Genomic DNA, 19,242 nt, shown 5'->3' on the forward strand with positions numbered 1-19,242 from the left:
CAATGACTGGACAAATATTGAAATTACCCAGCTCGCTGAAGAGTCGCTTCGGCCGATTCACCGCGGCCGTGGTGTTTGCGGCATCACCGCTGTGGGCGCAAGCAGGCAATGTTGAAGTGACGGCTTTGTTTCGGCCGGATCCGACCAATCCCATGGTCAATAAATTCACCAACACCACACCCAGTTCCGGTTACTGCGAACATTTCTGGGCGCATTGTCAGGCCAACAATTTGTTCAGTCTGACCTTGCCATTGGGCGGGTACCCGGTCACTTCGGGCAAACCGGTGCAGGCCAATCATCCCGACCCGCGCCAAGGGGCCTACCTGAAAACCCCCTCGCAATGGCGACGATTGTCTGTCACGAACGAGAGCGGTGATGAGGCCAGTCTGGAAATTCGCATTTCCGGTATCGGTGGCCGCGCCGACCATCATGCCGATGTGGTGGAGTTGACCGGCGGCGGTGGCTATAACCAGTTGTGGAGCACCGGCCGCTGGCACGCAGCCCCCGCTCCCTGTGTGTCCGGTGGCGGATTGAACGGTACCAGCTATTACGTCATTTTCATGTGGATGGTGCCGGAAAATGCAGGCGCGTGTGCCACGACAGCGCTGTTTGACCTGCCCAACTTCAATTACCGCTATATCTTCTTCGGATACGAGCTGCGTACGCCCAATCCGCTGAAAATGCCGACCGGTACCTACCGAGGCAGCATCACCTATACGGTCGGGCCGGGTCTGGATTTCGATTTTGGTGACGCCGTCCTCCCCAACGATTCGCTGGCCACCATCGATTTTGTCTTGAGCGTTGAGCACACCCTCAAAGTCGAAATACCCCCCGGCGGTCATCGTATCGAGCTGTTGCCGCAGGGCGGCTGGCAGGCCTGGCTGCAGCGCAATCGCCGCCCTGAACGCCTGTTCCGCGACCAGACATTCAGTATTTCGAGTTCCAGCCGTTTCAAGATGCAGCTCGAATGCCAGTACGGCGACGGGAGCAATACGTGCCTGATCCGCGATCCGGTTTCCGGAGATGCCGTGCCGCTGAACATTGCCGTCACTCTGCCGGCCGGAATGATCGATGCCGGCGGGCAGCCAGTCAATCGACGTCCGTTATTGCGCGACGGTACAGGCACCGAGCTTTTTGAGCCGGCCTATTACGTTGATCGCAAACCGGCAACGCTGCATTTCGAAGTCGGCCGTGAAGCGGTCGAGCAAATGCTTACCGGTGAGGGGAAAACCTACACCGGCGATGTCACCGTGATCTGGGATTCGCAAGTCTGAGCACCCTGTGTGCGTGTTTCGTTCATCGTTCTACATCCAGAGGCTGAAACCATGAATTATCGACTGGCATTGCTGCTCGCAGGCTGGCTACCGCTTATCTCTCACGCTGGACCCGCGATCAACGTCGGCGTGGTCTACGACTATCTCGACGGTGATAAGAGCACTTACCTGAAACGGGTTTTCAACGGTGGCGACGCCACCGCGTTCGTCAAGATCAACATCCTCGAAATTGTGTACGACGCCGACGGCACCGCGCGGGAAATTGCGCTGGTCAACCAGACCGAAGCCAATGCCCGTGATGGCTTGATGGCCAGCCCCGCGCGACTGATCGTCCCGGCCAATGGCATGCAGGGCAGTCGTCTGGTGTTCATGGGCGAACGGGAAAAGGAGCGTTATTTCCGCGTGCGATTCGTCCCGGTGGTGCCGGAAAAAGAAGATGAATTTGCAGTGGCCGAAGAGGAGCGCGATGAATACAAAAAAGGCCTGTCGGCAGGCGTCAACGTGCTGGCCGGATACGGCACGGTGTTCTTCGTGCGCCCCAAGGAGACTCGTTTCAACAGCGTGATCAGCAACGACGCGACCCGCTATGAAGTGCGCAACAGTGGCAACAGTACGGTGGTGGTCGACGAGTTCAGAAACTGTTCGGCGAAAGATGAAAGCGACTGCCAGCCGACCACCAAGCATCACGTACTGCCAGGCCGTGCCTTCACGTTCGATAAACAGAGCGGTCGTGAATACAACTTCATGTTGATCGAGGGCAAGTCGAGCAAACCGATCGAGGTCAAGGGTTGATACCCGGACGTAAAAGGTGATGAAGATGTCAAACACCACACGTGCAGCCATTTCACTGGCGCTGCTGTTACCCGTGAGCGGCATTGTGAATGCGACCGTCGAGCGTGAAAAGTTCGAGGTCTCGGTGAGTATCCCCACCGCGGAGTTTTATGTAATCCCCTCCGAGCCTGACTGGATTCATCAGGAACAGGCGTTGCCGTTCAATCCGGTATCGGGGACGTTTACCCCGCTGCGAAAGAACTTCGATGTGAAAAACGTCAATGGCGGCATTACGGCGCGCATGAGTACCGAGCCCTATCTGAGTAATGGCAGGGACACGGACAACATCCCGTTGATCGTAACGTTCAACCGCAAACGCCTGAGCCTCGTTGCCGAGCCCGTAATCACTGAACTCGATGGCCAGGCAGGCCAGCGGGTGGGCCTGGAAATAGCCGCGGCTTTACCGGTGGACGCTTATCAGCCAGGCAGTTACTACGGCAGTGTGCACATGATTTTTGAAGCGCTGGCGCCTTGATCATTCACGCGCCAGGACATCGCTGCGCTTACCGGCTTTGCGGCCGCTGGTTGAGTAATTTTCAGCTGTGCGGGCGTCGCTCGGCGCTGATCTCGCCACAAGGATCTTTCAGAATGAACAGCAGTCGATTCAACAATGTTTTAAAGCGTCTGGTTGCGGGCATTGTGCTGTCTGCATCTCTGAGCCTGACGGCGCAAGCGCTCACAAAAAATATTGACGCGTCGTTTCGACCCGATGCGGCAAACCCGCAAATGAACAAGTTTCGTAACGACACACCGGTAACAGGAGTATGTGCGGGGCACATGCCGGCTCGATGTGAGGCGATGAATATTTTCTCGATCAGGGACGATATGTTCAAAGCGAATTCCAATGGTCCGTTATTGGCCGACGTCGCTGATCCCAGGCAGGGCGCGATGTTCAAGATGCCGTCCGACTGGCGTCGTTTTCAAGTGACCCACACAGAGACGGGGGAAGTCGAAACCGTTGAAATGCGAATTGCCGGGGTGGGTGTCAGGTCTGATCTGCCTACTGATATGTCGCATCACAAGGTGTGGGTCGGTGGGCAAGGGTCCTGGTCACACCCCAAACCACCCAATCCTTGCCAGAGTACGGGTTACGTGATCGGTACACCTTGGTACATTCTTTGGCACTGGATCGTTCCGGAACGGGCGGGAGTCTGTGCCGTAGCTGCACAGGTAGAAATTCCTGAATTGACGTATCAACTACTCGAATACTCCTATGAGCTCAGAACCCCCAATCCTCTAACCATGTCCACCGGCAACTACACCGGTTCCATCACCTACACCATGGGGCCGGGGCAAGATTTCGACTTCGGCGACATCATGATCCCCAATGACACCCTGTACACCTTCAACTTCAATTTGTCGGTGCAACACACCCTTAAAGTTGAAGTCCCGCCAGGCGGGCACCGGGTCGAGTTGCTGCCTCAGGGTGGCTGGCAAGCCTGGCTGAATCAGGGGCGCAGACCGACGCGATTATTCCGCGATCAAACCTTCAACCTGTCGGCTTCTTCGCGCTTCAAGATGAACCTGGAATGCCAATATGTCAGCGGTAACAACTGCGCACTCCTGGAGCCGAATGCCGGTCACGTTGTACCGCTTGAAGTCAGTGTCACGTTGCCGAGCGGCTTGACTGATGCCTCGAACGAGCCGGTGAATCGTCGTCCATTGCGTCGCGATGGTGTCGGTACCGAGCTGTTTCAGCCCGGTATTTACGTGGACCGCAAACCGGGCACGCTGCATTTCGAAGTGCCGCGTGATGACGTTGAGGAGATGATCAACCAAGGGACCGCCCGCCACTACTCAGGCAACGTCACCGTGATCTGGGATTCGCAAGTCTGAGCCTGGCCTGAACAACCGCCAGTTGCAGTGGACCGACCTGCGGACATGACGACAATCATCGTCATACCCGCAGGGTTGCCACGGGGGCTGTTTCAGATTCCAGCGTTTGTCAGTGCTGTGCGGGTCAGTCGTCTGCCCAGCGCCTTCTCCTCATCGCCGATGTCGGTGTACAGCCGTTCGTACACTGCGTCGGTCATGGCGTCACCGGTGAAAACCGTAGCGTCTGGAACCGATAGCTGTCGGGCAAGATTTTGCAGCGCCTGGCGACGCAACGCTTTTTGCTCTTCAGGCAAATCCTTGCCATCCGCCCAGGCTTTTTGCGCTACACGCAACTCGTCCAGTTGCCTGGCTTTGCCTTCATGGATACTTGCGTTGTTTTTGAATTGGCCTGGGTAAGTGTCGTGTAAGTACTCCGTCCAGAAAACCTGCTCGAGCATCTTGTTTACCAGGCCGTCGCCCTCTTCCAGCGCAATCACCCTGTCATACGCTTTATCGATGGCTTCCTGATCGACGCCGGCGAGCTCTGACCAACGTCTGTCCCGGGACTGCCATGGCAGCTCCAGGCGCTCGGCCAGTCCGGTTTCATAGGCTAAATGCACCTCCACTTCATCAGGTCGGCCTGCCCGGGTGGCAACAACTTCACGGGCGATGTCGTTGACTTGCTCAAGGCGCGCCGCGCCTTTTGCCAGCGTCACCAGTTTGCCTTCCAGTTCTGCCTGTGACGTCGAATACGAATAGGCTTCCGAGGCAAGTACCTTGATTCCCATGTTGTTGAACATCTGCGCGCCGGCATTGGCGCAGGTCGTCGGTGCCGTGGATTCGGCGAACAGTTCATTGCGCACTTTCGGATCGAGATAAGCGGCGTCGATCATGCGCCAGACGCGATCGGTGAGTTGCTTGCGAGCGTCACCACCGTTTCGGTAGTCGGCGGATATCAGCAGTTTGTCGATGACCTGAAAGAACCCCTGTGAATCGGGTTCTGTCGCCAGGTCGTGCCATGCCTCGAGCCTGAACGCCCCGCGCCCGGACTCGCTGGTGCCCCAGAATGTCAGGTCAGACATCCGCCAGGACGACACATCCCGCGCAGCCGGTTCACTGTAGTAATGCTCGGGATCGATGCCGACCGATCTTCGATACTCGTGATAGGCCAGGCGATTGGCTTCAGACAGACTCTCGGCATCAAGGCGTGTACGGGCAACAAGCAGCGCCTGATCGGAACCTGCGGTCACCTGCGGGATTCGACTGATGGGGTTTGCCTGCATGTCCAGAAAGAAACCTCTGGGTCGACGCTTTTTGAAAATCCCCTCCGGCCAGCCATCAATGCCGGTTTTGTTCAGGCTCAGTACTTTCAAGCGTGGCATGCGCTCGACATTTACCGCACGACCCAAAGGGTTACCGTCGAGCCGCAAGCTTTCCAGACGCGTCAGGTTGCCCAGACGCTCGACGTCGGCGGCGCTCAGTTCAATCAGGTTGTCGCTCAGACGCAGCGTCTCGAGCATATGCATATTGCCGATGCCTTCGGGAAGTTGCTTCAACTGACAATGTCTGGCGCTTAACTGACGCAGTTGCCGGAAGTCTTTCAGCAGGCCTTTGGAGTCGATGGCAAAGCGCGAGTTATCCACATTCAGTGCGGTGATCTGGTCGAGGTACTTGCTCATTTCCGGCAGTTTTTTCCACCACCGTACGAGATCGCTCGGAGCCAGATCGCTCGACAGGTCAAGCGTATATCCCTCATCCACATGGGCGCTGCGTTTGTCGAGGAACCTGGCTTTTCTTTTGAAACAGTCGATAAGTTGCTCAGCGATGTGTCGTCCGCCACCGCTGACGAAATTGCGTGGGTCTGATACCGGGTAATCCGGTTGTTCCCACTGCCACTTGTGGAGTAACACGCGCAGGTCGTCGAGCTCTGTTTCCAGGCGTTTCAGTGTGGCCATCGCGTCGTCCTGGGTACCCAGCGACTGGACAAACTGCCTGACCTCTCGCTCATTGAAATGAGGGTACAAATCCTCTACGCGTGAGGCGAGGTTCGCCTCATGCCGGGACTGCCTGGGCCCTCGCAGCAACAGTAAATCTTCTTTTGGGCACTCAGGCACACGCCCTCGATCATCAAGGGCGACCCGCCGTTCGGCCGGCGTTGCAGTCCGCGCGATGACCCATTGTTTGAACCGGGGGCCTTCATTGCGGCGCAACCCCAGCGCTTTCAATTGTTCGTCAGGCAACACCTGCAAAACACCTTGATACAGATCAGTCGGCTCATGCAACTTTGTGCCTTGGGCGTCTTGAACTTCATAACGGCCGTCGCTGCCCTTGACCAGAATTCGTACGGTGGCGGCGTCCTCCGGGCCCACATGGCAAGTCAGCTCACCATCGAAACGGCCGACGCGAAGCTCGATGCGCACATCTGCCAGTGAGTCGCTGTAAAGGCGCAGCGCATTGAGCGTCAAGCGTTCGGTATCGGCGTTCGTTAAAGATTTTCGGTAAAAACCTTCATGCGCCCGCGCGGTTCGCGTTTCCAGTTGCAGCTCCCGGGCGATGCGTTTGAGGCGCAAGGGGAGGCGATTCTCGGCGACCATGATCGCCCGTTCGGCGCGGGTGGCTGTGGCCAGAAGATTGTCGATGCCTTGCGCCGGGATGTCGGGAAACGCCGCGCGGATCAGGGGCGCCAGGCCTTTATTCTCGAATACTTCACGGCTGGCGTAATCTTCGTTGAACAATTTGCCGCGGCCGTTCTCAGTCACGGCAACGATGCGTTTGCGCAACGCGCGAACGCGCGCATCCAGCGATGCCGGAAGGGCATCTGCCGGGACATCGAGAATGATCGCCGTACCGTTTTCATCCAGCGTCTGCATCACGATCTTCAACAGTTCACCGTTGAACAATTGGCGATCCTGGAGTTGAACAACCAGCTTTTTACCTGCCGAAGCGTCTTTGCCTGTGTGCTCCCAGATGGTTTTGTGCGTAGCGTCAATAATCCGCATCGAGGCTTTTTCGGGCCACATGCCATGAGCCGTGAGTATCTGCAGCTGTGTCACGGGGTCCGCTTTTCCATAGACCAGCGGGTCGTCGCTGCTCAGGGAGTCGATGAACGAACGGATGTCCGAGTCAATATCAAGGCGCTCTATCGTGTCGGTCAGCAGAGTGGGAGGGCGCAGGTTCTCGACATACATGCCACGCAATTCTGCGGGGTCGGTGCCGCTGATCTTGCGCGCTGTTTCGAGCTGGGCATCGCTCAGATCCGCAACGGCAGGGCCAATGCGACGCAATAAAGTGGCGTCGTCCCAGGTCCGCGGTTGCTCGCCTTCGAGCACGTAGGCACCCGCGCCATTGAGCGTGACTTGCGGTTGATAGGCTTCAGTGCGTTCAGGGTGTTTCAAGCGAGTCGTGCCGGTTTTCGCATCGCGTGTGAGTTCATAGTGTTTGTCCTGCGCACGCAGAATCTCCTTGCCTTCGTACGCGTGCACGCCTGTTGCGTCGGGCTTGGCGTCCTTCGGCAGATCGATTGTTCGCTGTTCATAGGGGGCGTGGTCCGGGTGCCAGAGTGTGTCACGGCCATCGGGCAGCTTCACGGGCTTCATGCCCTCGACCAGTGGCGATAACTTGAACTTGAACGCGCCCGCAATCTCGGCCCCGGTTGCAAATAACGCCAGTTGAATGACATCCGTCACCACGCTGACTACGTGCTCGGCCGCCTCAAGGCCCAGGCCTTCAGCAAGATCGACAATGCCTTCGATCACGTCATAGGTCAGTTGATAAACCGTGTAAGCCATCATCAATTCGCCCAGGCCCGGCACGAATGGCGTCGCTATCAGCAACGCCACGTTGAAAATGTCCGATACGATTTTCTTGAAATTTTCCCACCAGGCCCAGCGCGCCCTGGTATCCGTGTCGGCGGTAGACACGGCAATTACCTTGGCGTCGTTGAGAATCTTGTTGAGTTTTTGCTGATAGGCATGTGTCCAGTAATCGCTGGGCAGTGGCAGGTGCTCGAACTTCAGGTGCGCATTGAGCTTGTCTTCTGTACGCCATGGCGGACGCGAGTCCGTCGGATCAGCCTTTTCGTGCCAGACCACGTGGCTGAGACGTTGTTCGAGGTCGGCGAAGAAGTGCCCGCGCTGCTGATGATCGACAAACTGGCTGAAGAACTGGCGGTAACTGAGTTGCGATGCAGCGCCGGTTTTGTTTTCGCGCAGTTGCCGCGTCAGCTCAGTCATGAAGGCATCGGGTGATGTGTATTCCTTCAGCGGATGCTCCGGATCATGGGGGACATAGGCAATGAGCTGGCGAATGCCTTGGCTGTCTCTCACGGCAGGAACCAACAGCAGCACACCGGTCAGACGTGTCTCCATCATGGAAAGATCACAGCACTGCATGCGTAGGCCATTGAGCAGCGGCAGAGGGGCGCCATTGGCCAGCGCGGTGATCAACTTGTAGGCGTCGAGCTGAATGTCGCCGGTGGTCAATGCCAACTCGGCGGCGGCGCTTAATGCATCCTTCAGACTTTGCGTCACTTTGTGCTGCATGACGGCGACGGCCACCGGTTCGCCGGGCAGCAAATAGCTTTGCAGGTGCTGGTTGTACAGTTTGCCGATGTCCAGTTCCCTGCACAGCGTCTGGAACTGGCTGATGGTCATCTTTGCCTTGATCGGCAATATATCGAAGTGCCCGAGCTTGTCGGGTTGGCTGATGTATTGCGAATCGGCAAGTACCGTTTCGCTGGCAGCGAAGTTGTGCAGCGCGGCGTCCAGCAGCGATACGGTTCGAGTCGTGACACCGCCCAAGGTATCGATCGTGTACCAAGGTCCTGTCTTGGGGATGTACAAGTGCAGGAAGGTTGTCTTGACGTCATGGGTGACGGCGTATTTTTCCTTGAGCTTCGCCTGGAGCAAAGGCGCCGCGAATGTACGCACGTCCTGGAGTTTTTCGAACAGCTTGTCGACCTGATTCTGAGAGCCCCAGGCCTTCAGGTTGGCGTTTTTCAGTTGAGTGTGTTGGCCGGCCGGCGCGGTGTTGTACCAAGGCTCGATCTTCAGTGCCGCGCTCGCCAGTGCCTTGCCCCGGTCGAGGCTCGCGGTTTTGAAGTTTTCGTGCAGGGTGGAGCTTATGAAATCGTAGTGCCGACCTTTGTTCTGGTCAGGCGTGGAAGCATCAGACATGGCAATCATCCTTGATTGTTTGAGGATGACCAGCCTATCTGTTGGAGGGCAAAACAAAAGTCTAAAAATTGCCGCCCCAGCGGCTGTTTTACCCGTATATCCGCTGAGTATTTGAATCTGAAAAATAACTGACTACCACCTGCCAGGGCGCCAATCAGTGTTGCTCCAGGCGTGCAACGCTTGAACCTTCAACCGGGCGACATTGTGAGTCGCTGCCCGGTTGCAGATACGCCGTGAGAATTGGCGCCATGCCCTTGAGTACCTGCGTCGGCAAGGCCGAGGTGAATTTGAAGTTCTCCGCCGAGCGCCCCGGAACGAACGCGGTGAGGGTGCCGAAATGGTGATCACCGATGTAGAACACGAAGGTCGCGGTACGGTTGATCGACTTCGAACTGAGGATGCGTCCGCCCGAGCCGATGGCTTCGATGCGGTTGTCGCCGGTACCGGTCTTGCCACCCATGGCCAGTGGGGTGCCATCCGCGAGTTTGAAACTGCCGGAAACACGTTTTGCCGTACCGGCGTCCACCACTTGCGAAAGTGCTTCGCGCATCGCCGTGGCGACTTCCGATGGCATCACCCGTTTGCCAACGTGCGGGTCGTTGACCAGCCGGGTTTCATAGGGGGTGTCGGCGGCAAAATGCAGACTGTCGATCCGCAGGGTCGGCATGCGCACGCCGTCATTGAGGATGGTACCGATCAGTTCGGCCAGCGCTGCCGGGCGGTCGCCGGAGCTGCCGATGGCGGTGGCCAGCGATGGCACCAGGTGATCGAACGGGTAGCCGACTTGTTGCCAGCGTTGATGAATTTCAAGAAACGCTTCGATCTCGAGCATGGTGCGGATGCGGCTGTCGCGCGCGCCCTTGTGCTTGCTCTTGAACAGCCAGCTGTAGACTTCCTGACGTTCGAAGTGACTGGCCTTGACGATCTGGCTGAAGGTCGCGTCCGGGTGATTCAGCAGATAGCCGATCAGCCACAGATCGAGCGGGTGGACCTTGGCGATGAAGCCTTGATCGGGCAAGTCGTAGCTGCCCGGGCCGTAGGAATCGTAGAGGCGGATGAGGCGGTCGTCGGTCAATTTCTCGTTGAGCTTGGCGCCTTTGAGGTGCGAGCGCACGAAAGTGTTGAAGTCTTCCTGACTGGCGTTCGGCAACAGATAACGGTGCACGGCGGCCATGCGGATCGGGGTCGGGCGCATGCTGTCGAGGAACGTTTCGAGACGCGCCTTCGTGTCCTTGTTCTTGTACTTTTTCCAGAACTTGAGCAGGAACGAAGTGCCTTCGCGATCGGCGAAACTCGCCAGGTATTCCTGGCGCCTTGGGTCACGATCATCCTTGAGCAACTCCGCGCTGCTGTTGGGACCGGAGTAGGTGGTGTAACGCACGATATCGCGCATCAGCCGAATGAACGGCAGGTTGATCGACTCGCGCAGGGAATCGCGCAGGGTCGGCAGGCGACCGTTGTCCTCTTTGCGAAAGTTGTTAAACGTGTGCAGCCCGCCGCCGGTGAAAAACGCTTCACCGGGGCTGGCCGAGTATTTGCGATCCAGCGCTGCACTGAGCAGCTTCGACAGGTCGTGATCCTTGTTCTGGATCAGGTAATCGACAACCCAGCGGCTGAGGCGATCCTGCTCCGGCACCTCGACTTTTTTGAGTTCCGGCACGCCCATGGCGCCGTACTTGTCGTGCAGTTCGGCGATGATTTGCAGGTAGGTGGTGAGCACGCGCATCTTCGCTGTCGAGCCCAATTCGAGTTTGCTGCCTTCATTGATGTCGAACGGCTGGTCGGTGCTGTCGGTCTGCACACGCACGCGCGAACCATCCGGGGTCAGTTCGAACAGCGTGAAGCTGTAGCGCACTTGAGTGGTGCTGGTCGGCGTCAGCAAGCGCTCGCCGAGCAAACCGACTTCGGCAGCGTAGGTCGGGTCGGCGAGTTTCTTCAGGTAGGCGGTGGCCTGGGTTTGCAGCTCGCCTTGCAGGGTGCTGGTGGCCGAGAGATCGAGCCGATCGAGGTCGTACAGCGGCCGGTTGAGCATGCTTGCCAGACGGCTGCGGGCAGCGCTGATGCCTTTGTTGGTCTCGATTGGCTGGATGGTCGGCTGGGTCTGCCAGTCGCGATAACTGACGGTGCTGGCCAGTGCGGCATCGGCCAACGCGCTGTCGATCACGCCGCTCTGCTTGAGCAGGCGCAAATGGCTGTCGGTGAGGTTGGCGAGTTCTTCGCGGCCCCTGGTCAGGTAATACGAAGGGCGGCGCTGGGCGATCATCAACGAGAGCATTTCGCGCAGGGCCAGGCCTTTGTCGGCCATGGTTTTCGGGTCGGTCTGCGGGCTGTTGAGCTGCTCGTTGGCCTTGACGAAATCAGTGCCGTACCAGACCCGTAAACCCTCGGCCATTCCGTGCACCTCACCGTGGCCCGGTACGGCAGACAACGGCACGCTGTTGAGGTAATCGCGAATGATATTTTGCCGTGCCCCCAAGGTTTGCGGACCGTCCTGATAAGCACGCACGCTGGCGGAAATCATCTGGCGGATCTTCTCGGCGCCGGAAGCCGTCAGGCCTTCAGGGGAGTGCCGATATTTTTCCAGTTGCGTCGCCAGCGTACTGCCGCCAGCCGATTGCCCGGGCAGATGCAGCACCTTCGCCACTTGCGACCAGGCGGCCATGCCGAACCGTGGCCAATCCACCGCCGGGTTGGCCAGCGGTTGTTTGGGGTCGAGCAGAAAGCGGTTTTCGATAAACAGCAGGCTGCTGACCACCACCGGCGGAATCGCCGCGAAGTTCGAATACAGTTGCTGCGGATAGTTGTACTTGTACAGCGGCGCGGCGCGGCAATCGGTGATCGACAACCCGGCCTGGATCTTCTCGGAATAAGGCACAAACAGGCCTTTGTCGGTGTAGCTGAGCAGGGCGGGGGAGAAGCGTGTCTGCTCGGTGACGACGTAATTGCGTTTGATCAGGCGCGGCAGGAATTCATCGAGCGAGCTGTAACCCAGACGCAAATCGAAGGGCCCGTTGCCCGGATAACGGATGGCCTCACTGGGACCAGGTTCCAGTTTGTAGGTCAGCGAGGCGGCGTATTGGCTGAGTTCACGGGATTGAAAGCGCGAGGTGCGCATTTCTTTGGACGCACCAAGCCCTACCACCACCGCGATAATCAGCAGCAATAGCCAGAAAGCCTTCCACCCATGCCGGCTGCGGCGGGGTTTTTCAGGGACAGGCGCTTGATCATCCACACGTTCAGTCGGAACCACGGCTTTACTCGAATCGGTTTGCCACAAAGCGCCCATAGTCGATTGATCCATTCACGCAGATTGATCGGACTTGTCTGAAGCTTAGACGGTGGTTGGCGCTGGTGAGGAAATTGTGTGGGGCTGGGGGCTGAACAAATCTGGAATCAAGACACCCTGTAGTGCGGGGATGTCTGTGGTTTGGAGATCTCTGGGATGATGGAATTTACTGTGGCGAGGGGATTTATCCCCGATGGGCTGCGAAGCAGCCCCAGATTTATTCAGACATACCGCATGCTCAGGCTTTGAGCCTGCTGCGCAGGCTATCGGGGATAAATCCCCTCACCACAGATAATCCAGGTGAATTCGGTTTTATAGCCAGCAGGCATCCCAGAGCGGGTAGTCGCCGATTTTATCTACCAAACCTGCACGTAGTGGGTTGGCAATGATGTACCGAGCGAACGGCTTCACGTCTTCGCCATCACGGATAGCGCGGTCGTGGTAGCCGGTTTGCCACAATGGGCCGCGGCTCCCGGTTTTTCTGTTTACTGCTTGAGTGCAACGCGCCTTGATACCACCGATGACTTGGCCGAGATTGCCGCTCTTCAATTGCATTAACCAGTGAAAATGGTCAGGCATAACAACCCAGGCGATTGACTCAACATACCCTTGTTCGTGTGCGCGGCGAAGTTCTGCGACCAAGAGGCGCCCGGTCTGAAAATCTGAAAATACAGGCTGGCGATTGTGAACCACGGCGGTGATGAAGTAGGCGCGGCCTATTTCTGATCTTCGGCCGAAGCGCAGGTGGTGGGAGTTGGGTTGTACTGGCACGTTTGCTTCCTTGCACTCATTAATCATGATTCAAGGCTAGTGCCTGGTTACTCAAGCTGGATCTGCAAAGGCTGAACGAAATTTCTGATACTTATGAAGTCTCTGTGGTGAACAGATTTTCTGTGGCGAGGGGATTTATCCCCGTTCGGCTGCGCAGCAGTCGCAGACCAGCAAGACGCGGAGTGTCAGGAGAAACCGGTTGTCAGGTTTTGGGGCCGCTTCGCAGCCCAACGGGGATAAATCCCCTCGCCACAAATCCCTTCAGCACAGATAAGTCTTCTCAGCACAGGTTAAACCCTGCCTCAAGTAGTCCGGTGTCTTGCAAGTTGCCGGGGTAGAGCCTTCCAGCAATAAACGCTGCCAAAGCAGGGGCATGACGATGCACCAATGCTGTGCAATACTCGGCGCCTTTTTCGATAGCGAATATTCCTACTTAAGCAGTTGATGCCTCTCCGAATACCGGGCTTTTACCGAGAGTTCTCGCTAAATGTTGTGGTTTATAGAGTGAAATAACCTGTCGGAAGCTTTTTATACTGCACGCCCCACTGATCTTGCAGGTTTTGTCCTACAAGACGCGTTTGCCCATGAAGCAGGTGCGGTTTCAGGTGAGCCAAGGTCTATCGGCCGACGCTTCGACACTCGGTGGTCATATCCAATAACAAGACGAGGTTGTACCCCTATGCCAGTTGGCAATCACCTGCCTCACGGCGAAACCGCTCAGGGCGGTCCGCTCAAACGTGAACTCGGCGAACGGCATATTCGCCTGATGGCGCTCGGTGCCTGTATCGGCGTCGGTCTGTTTCTGGGTTCGGCCAAAGCCATTGAAATGGCCGGCCCGGCGATCATGATTTCCTACATTCTGGGCGGTCTGGCGATCCTGGTGATCATGCGCGCCCTCGGCGAGATGGCCGTGCACAACCCGGTAGCCGGGTCGTTCAGTCGCTATGCGCAAGATTATCTCGGCCCGTTGGCAGGTTTTCTCACTGGCTGGAACTACTGGTTTCTGTGGCTGGTGACCTGCGTCGCGGAAATCACCGCCGTCGCCGTCTACATGGGCATCTGGTTCCCCGATGTCCCGCGCTGGATCTGGGCCCTCGCGGCGTTGATCAGCATGGGCTCGATCAACCTGATCGCGGTGAAGGCCTTCGGTGAGTTCGAGTTCTGGTTCGCCCTGATCAAGATCGTCACCATCATTGCCATGGTGATCGGCGGCATCGGCATCATCGCTTTCGGTTTCGGCAATGACGGCGTGGCACTGGGGATTTCCAACCTGTGGGCCCACGGCGGCTTCATGCCCAACGGCGTGACCGGTGTGCTGATGTCCCTGCAAATGGTCATGTTCGCCTACCTCGGGGTCGAGATGATCGGCCTGACCGCCGGTGAAGCGAAGAACCCGCAGAAGACCATCCCCAACGCCATCGGCTCGGTGTTCTGGCGGATTCTGCTGTTCTACGTCGGCGCCTTGTTCGTGATTCTGTCGATCTATCCGTGGAACGAGATCGGCACTCAGGGCAGTCCGTTCGTGATGACCTTCGAGCGTCTTGGCATCAAGACTGCCGCCGGCATCATCAACTTCGTGGTGATCACCGCCGCACTGTCGTCCTGCAACGGCGGCATTTTCAGCACCGGGCGCATGCTCTATAGCCTGGCGCAGAATGGCCAGGCGCCGGCCGGTTTCGCCAAGACCTCGAGCAATGGCGTGCCGCGTCGTGCACTGTTGCTGTCGATCGCTGCGCTGCTGCTGGGCGTACTGCTCAACTATCTGGTGCCGGAAAAAGTCTTCGTCTGGGTAACCTCGATTGCGACATTCGGCGCGATCTGGACCTGGGTGATGATCCTGCTGGCGCAATTGAAGTTCCGCAAAGGTTTGAGCGCCAGCGAACGTGCCGCACTCAAATACAAAATGTGGCTATACCCGATCAGTTCGTACTTTGCGCTGGCGTTCCTGGTGCTGGTGGTCGGCCTGATGGCGTACTTCCCGGACACCCGCGTCGCCTTGTACGTGGGCCCGGCGTTCCTGGTGTTGCTGACTGTGTTGTTCTACGTGTTCAAGTTGCAACCGACCGGTGACTCACAAGGAGCAGTTCGCGCTGCCTCATAACTGACGAGCGTGCGGTAAAACAAAAAGTCGCAACGTGCGGCAGTGCCTGTAGTGGTGAATATATTTCTCCTGCAGGAACTGTTGCAGGGTGCGACTTTTTGTATTTATGCGGTAATGAATTTGATCGGCGGGCGGTATAAGTAACCTTTCTATATGTGGTTTTAATCCCTCTGTGGTTGGCTCTGGCTATAAAGTATTCATGTGTTAGAAAGTGGTGCTTAAGTTGGTCGGGTAAGTAATTTGCAATAGATGCCGGCTTCTTGTTTTGTGTGTTTCGTTATTTACTTTTGGTCCTCTTTAATTGATCAAGGGATGATCGAATGTCTGAATCTAACGGTTCCGCAAGTAATACTGCTGCGGCAGAAAATAACGAGTCCAATGCAGTTCCGGTCTATTTTAAAGTTGATAAAGTCGTGCCGCACCGGTTCGGCGATTTTGGCGGGGCACTGTCTTGGCCGATGCCTTTGTCGGTCTCTCAAAAGGGTAATGTGCTGCTCGCCGCCAGCCACTATTTGAATCGTATCGAGAACCCGGAAAGTGCGTACATTGGTGTGCTTGATTATCTGAACGGTGAGGTGCGACTTTCTGATGACGCACTTCGCGATGCACCCTCGGCGCTGGAAAAACTGATTACCGGCGCTCGTGGCCAAGCGTTGGGGCTGGCGGTGCAGAATCGCCTGAACGGGATTGCCACGGATGTCAGTATCAATGAATACGCCATGGCCGGCATCCAGTTGGTCCTGTATCAGGGATCGCTTGAAGATCCTCAGCGCAACACGGTCGCCGGGTTCGACCTGGCAGGTGAGAAACACTGGGGCAAACCCGCGTCGGCGATATTCAATAATCTGGTTGAGTATCTGGTCAAGGCACACTTGAGCAGCCGGAGAATGGCCCGATTGACCGCAAACCTGTTGCTGGTGTGGAAGGCGCCCGCGCTGCTGATCAGCGACCTTCCCGACCATTTGAAATACGGTAGCGCGGCATGGCTTAACCTGGCTGTTGCCGCGCAGACGATCGAAGCTCAAACACCGGGTAAAGTCGCGTGTATGACCTTCGCCCAGGTCATGAACAGCGCTGAAAGCGCTGCTCAGGCTGATCCGGACGTTACTCTCCAGGCTCAGGCAGCAGCGTTAGTGGACTGGGGGATCGTCAATGGTTCGCTGGAAAAAAGATCCGATGATCTTTACAGCACCACACAACTGGAGGACGTGAAGACACATTTCAATGATCAATTGGCCGACCGGCTCAACGCGTCGATCCTGTTGAGAAGCCAATTCCCCAGTCGCAAAGAAATCGCGTTGGCCAGGCTTAAAGAACGGTTTACAGGTGACGTACCTTTTGAAGAGCGCCTTCTGGAACAAGAAACAGCAGAGGGCGGCGATGGAGTCTTCCTCTCTGCGGACGGGTGGAATGGCAAGTATTCCTTATTGGATATCGCCATGACGGGAAGCTCCCGTCCCCGTCGATGGAAAACTCGCGATGCCCGCCTGGTCCTGCATCTGAATACCATCAACGAACTGCACAACCTAGACGTGCCGCAAACCTTCCAGACTCGGTTTGACAATACGCTCGGCAAGCTGAAGGACGGTGTCCGTCTGACCATAAGCCATCTGATATCCGAGTTGCCACTTGAGGACAGAAAGAATCTGGAATATGGCCGCGTGACTTTTTTTCAACATAAAACTTACAAGTCAAACGGCCATTGGGGAAAAGATCTCCAGTCCACGGACGCGAAACTGACCATTAAGACTGAGTTGGGCCGTGATACAACGGTCTATAACATTCATTTGAATCGTGGAGTCATTGAAAGAGTTGAGTTTACCCAAGCCGTTCCAGGCGAGTCTTACAATACTGGCAGCCCGAGTATTCAGTACGCCACTGAGTCCTTCCATGCCTTCGACAAGTCGGTGGCGGCAAAGCTCTTGCCAACTACAGCGATTCTCTCGACAACTCCGGCCAGTTACGCGAGTGTAAGAACCCAGACAATTGCCGATGTTTTTGTTAAACATCTTGATCTGGATAATGAGAAAATTCTTAAAGACGCCAAAGGCCAGACTACAAAAGAACGGGAAGACGCGGCCGCGCAGAGGGTCATTGATTTTGTACTCGACCTGATCCCGTTCAAGTCAGCTATTTCCAACTTTATCAAAGGCAATTATGCCGAAGGTGCAGTGGATCTGTTCATGGACGTATTGGGGTTCGTCACCGCCGGCGCAGGTGCTGTAGCGAAGGTGGCGAAGATCGGTGCCAAGACGGCTTCGGCAATCGGCAAAACCCTCAAGGCCGCAAAAATCATCGGCGCGGTAGTCATTGGCGAACTGAACCCTTTGAGCGGGTTGACGGGGCTGGTAACGGGGGGGACCCGATTGCTGGGCAAGGGTGTCAATTTCGTGGGCAACCAAAGCCTGCATTACCTCAACAAGTTGCGCGGGGCTTCTGGCAGCTATGATCTGTTGCGTGTTGCAGGCAAGCAACACGGACCGACACTGATTGGCGTCTGGAAGCTAGGCGAGGAGAGTGTCGATGGTGTGGGGGTGTTAAAAAATGGCCAGTTTTATCAGCTCAATCCTGTGAACAATCGGTTGTATGGCCCCCCAGGCGATTTTCGACCCAAGCCTGGCCGCCTCGGTCTTGGGGGGTTGGACAACAAGGACTTGGGGCGCTTCACCGTCAAACCATCTGAAATCGCCGGTCTTGAAGCCAATGCCCAAGGCATTTTTCGAAGTGCCGACGGGGAGCGCTTTTATATCCGCAACTTCGATGAAACCGGCGCAGAGGCCGTGTACCAGATCAGGAATGATTTCACCCGGGGCAGCGATTTCACGGACGTCATCCTTGTCGATCCCGCGACCAATCGCACGCACGGCGCGAGGCTCTGGCAAGTGGCGCCGGATCAATGGCAACCGCTGGCAATACGCGGCGGAAACCTCACCGACGAGATCAAATGGATCCCTTCGCCTATTACGCGCCAGCGTCTGCAAAACGGCTTGTCGGAGCCAATCATTGAAGCCATAACGACCAGTGAAGTCGCACATCTGTCCCGCAATTGGGGCGACTATCATATAGTTTCGTTTACAGCCAGTCCGACCAATATCCACCACGCATTATCGGGCACGGAGTTCGCTCAACTGTCGATTAGCTGCGACCTTTTCAATTCAAAGTTCTGGTCAAACCCACTCGAAAAGAACTCGCTATTGACCAACAAGGAAGGTGGCGCAACGATGATTTTCAGTATGCAGCGAATGAAGACTACCGGCGCTGTGAAAACAGAGTTCAATGCCTTGAGGGCGTTGGAACTGCAGGCCGGCGAAGTGCCGGGTAAAATCGATTCGGTACACGGTTTTTGGGTAGCACAGGGCGGCTATGTGGATATCCCGGTTCATCCGGGATGGGCGGACGCCGACCATGTTTTCACACCGGGTTTCGGTGGCTGTTCATTTGTGGTGGATCAGATGGGAGACAGTACGCTGCGCGTGCGGCATGTCGAAGGTAGCAAGGAAGCGGCTCAATACAACAACCTTTCCCCTCATGAGCACGGGATGGGGCAAAGTGCTGCCATGGAGTTCACGGATTATGGAGTAGGTTTTGATCTGAACGGCAATGCCGACACGATGCTGACCGGATTTTCCTACTTGAAATATGACCGGGCGGCGAAGCAGTGGAAAATACACTACCAGTCCCAATACGGCGCGCCGGTCATCAACAGTTATTCCAAAAATGATGCTGGCTGGTTTGAGCCTTCCACCCGGATGGCTCTGGTTTATCCCCAAACACATATCGTGAAGACCGGTACCAAACCGGTGGAAACGGTCGCCAATGTCGCGAAGCGAGGCGAGGTTTACGCGGCCATCCCGGCATAGCGGGGGAGACCCTGTTGGTGACCAAGGCTTCATCGTCATGAAAGAACCCGGCCTGCAACCGACCGGTGACTCACAAGTTGCGATTCGCTCGGCTTCATAGCTGACGAGCGTGCGGTAAAACAAAAAGTCG

The 19,242-nt window shown here is 56.6% G+C and carries 9 protein-coding genes; 6 read left to right on the top strand and 3 right to left on the bottom strand.

Translation table 11 applies throughout. The features are described from left to right. Positions 1-17 precede the first annotated feature (17 nt). The 4 genes from ICA16_RS06210 to ICA16_RS06225 all read left to right on the top strand — a co-directional run bounded on the left by ICA16_RS06210 (position 18) and on the right by ICA16_RS06225 (position 3,941). Entirely contained in the window at positions 18-1,274 is a 1,257-nt protein-coding gene (locus tag ICA16_RS06210; RefSeq protein WP_228734149.1) for a hypothetical protein, read from the top strand. Between the two features lie 51 nt (positions 1,275-1,325). Next, positions 1,326-2,066, top strand: coding sequence for a molecular chaperone (locus ICA16_RS06215; protein WP_210555003.1), 741 nt, complete (start codon positions 1,326-1,328; stop codon positions 2,064-2,066). A 25-nt stretch (positions 2,067-2,091) separates the two neighbouring features. Further along, on the top strand, positions 2,092-2,580 hold the full coding sequence (locus ICA16_RS06220; RefSeq protein ID WP_210700236.1) for a CS1 type fimbrial major subunit: 489 nt from the start codon (positions 2,092-2,094) through the stop codon (positions 2,578-2,580). A gap of 113 nt (positions 2,581-2,693) precedes the next feature. Further along, complete coding sequence (locus tag ICA16_RS06225; RefSeq protein ID WP_210700237.1) at positions 2,694-3,941, top strand: hypothetical protein; 1,248 nt, start codon at positions 2,694-2,696, stop codon at positions 3,939-3,941. 92 nt (positions 3,942-4,033) lie between these two features. On the opposite strand, the gene ICA16_RS06230 is transcribed toward ICA16_RS06225, so the two are convergent. The 3 genes from ICA16_RS06230 to ICA16_RS06240 all read right to left on the bottom strand — a co-directional run bounded on the left by ICA16_RS06230 (position 4,034) and on the right by ICA16_RS06240 (position 13,151). Then, positions 4,034-9,094, bottom strand: coding sequence for an NEL-type E3 ubiquitin ligase domain-containing protein (locus tag ICA16_RS06230; protein WP_210700238.1), 5,061 nt, complete (start codon positions 9,092-9,094; stop codon positions 4,034-4,036). 154 nt (positions 9,095-9,248) lie between these two features. After that, positions 9,249-12,380: a transglycosylase domain-containing protein gene (locus ICA16_RS06235; RefSeq protein ID WP_210700239.1), complete on the bottom strand. Its 3,132-nt coding sequence runs from the start codon at positions 12,378-12,380 to the stop codon at positions 9,249-9,251. Positions 12,381-12,692: 312 nt separating this feature from the next. After that, positions 12,693-13,151: an REP-associated tyrosine transposase gene (locus ICA16_RS06240; RefSeq protein WP_210700240.1), complete on the bottom strand. Its 459-nt coding sequence runs from the start codon at positions 13,149-13,151 to the stop codon at positions 12,693-12,695. Between the two features lie 679 nt (positions 13,152-13,830). On the opposite strand from ICA16_RS06240, the gene ICA16_RS06245 reads away from it, so the two are divergent. Both ICA16_RS06245 and ICA16_RS06250 read left to right on the top strand, forming a co-directional pair. After that, on the top strand, positions 13,831-15,252 hold the full coding sequence (locus ICA16_RS06245) for an amino acid permease (RefSeq protein ID WP_150601760.1): 1,422 nt from the start codon (positions 13,831-13,833) through the stop codon (positions 15,250-15,252). 320 nt (positions 15,253-15,572) lie between these two features. Then, positions 15,573-19,112 carry a hypothetical protein gene (locus ICA16_RS06250; RefSeq protein ID WP_210700241.1) on the top strand — a complete coding sequence of 1,180 codons (3,540 nt, stop codon included), beginning with the start codon at positions 15,573-15,575 and terminating at the stop codon, positions 19,110-19,112. The last annotated feature ends 130 nt before the right edge of the window (positions 19,113-19,242 follow it).

The sequence above is a fragment of the Pseudomonas anatoliensis genome, assembly GCF_017976235.1.
GTDB lineage: Bacteria > Pseudomonadota > Gammaproteobacteria > Pseudomonadales > Pseudomonadaceae > Aquipseudomonas > Aquipseudomonas anatoliensis.

What these genes read in the sequence shown, in the direction of transcription:
- ICA16_RS06215 (WP_210555003.1), top strand. Translation starts at nt 1,326, where the DNA reads ATGAATTATCGACTGGCATTGCTGCTCGCAGGCTGGCTACCGCTTATC.
- ICA16_RS06220 (WP_210700236.1), top strand. Translation starts at nt 2,092, where the DNA reads ATGTCAAACACCACACGTGCAGCCATTTCACTGGCGCTGCTGTTACCC.
- ICA16_RS06225 (WP_210700237.1), top strand. Translation starts at nt 2,694, where the DNA reads ATGAACAGCAGTCGATTCAACAATGTTTTAAAGCGTCTGGTTGCGGGC.
- ICA16_RS06230 (WP_210700238.1), bottom strand. Translation starts at nt 9,094, where the DNA reads ATGTCTGATGCTTCCACGCCTGACCAGAACAAAGGTCGGCACTACGAT.
- ICA16_RS06235 (WP_210700239.1), bottom strand. Translation starts at nt 12,380, where the DNA reads ATGGGCGCTTTGTGGCAAACCGATTCGAGTAAAGCCGTGGTTCCGACT.
- ICA16_RS06245 (WP_150601760.1), top strand. Translation starts at nt 13,831, where the DNA reads ATGCCAGTTGGCAATCACCTGCCTCACGGCGAAACCGCTCAGGGCGGT.
- ICA16_RS06250 (WP_210700241.1), top strand. Translation starts at nt 15,573, where the DNA reads ATGTCTGAATCTAACGGTTCCGCAAGTAATACTGCTGCGGCAGAAAAT.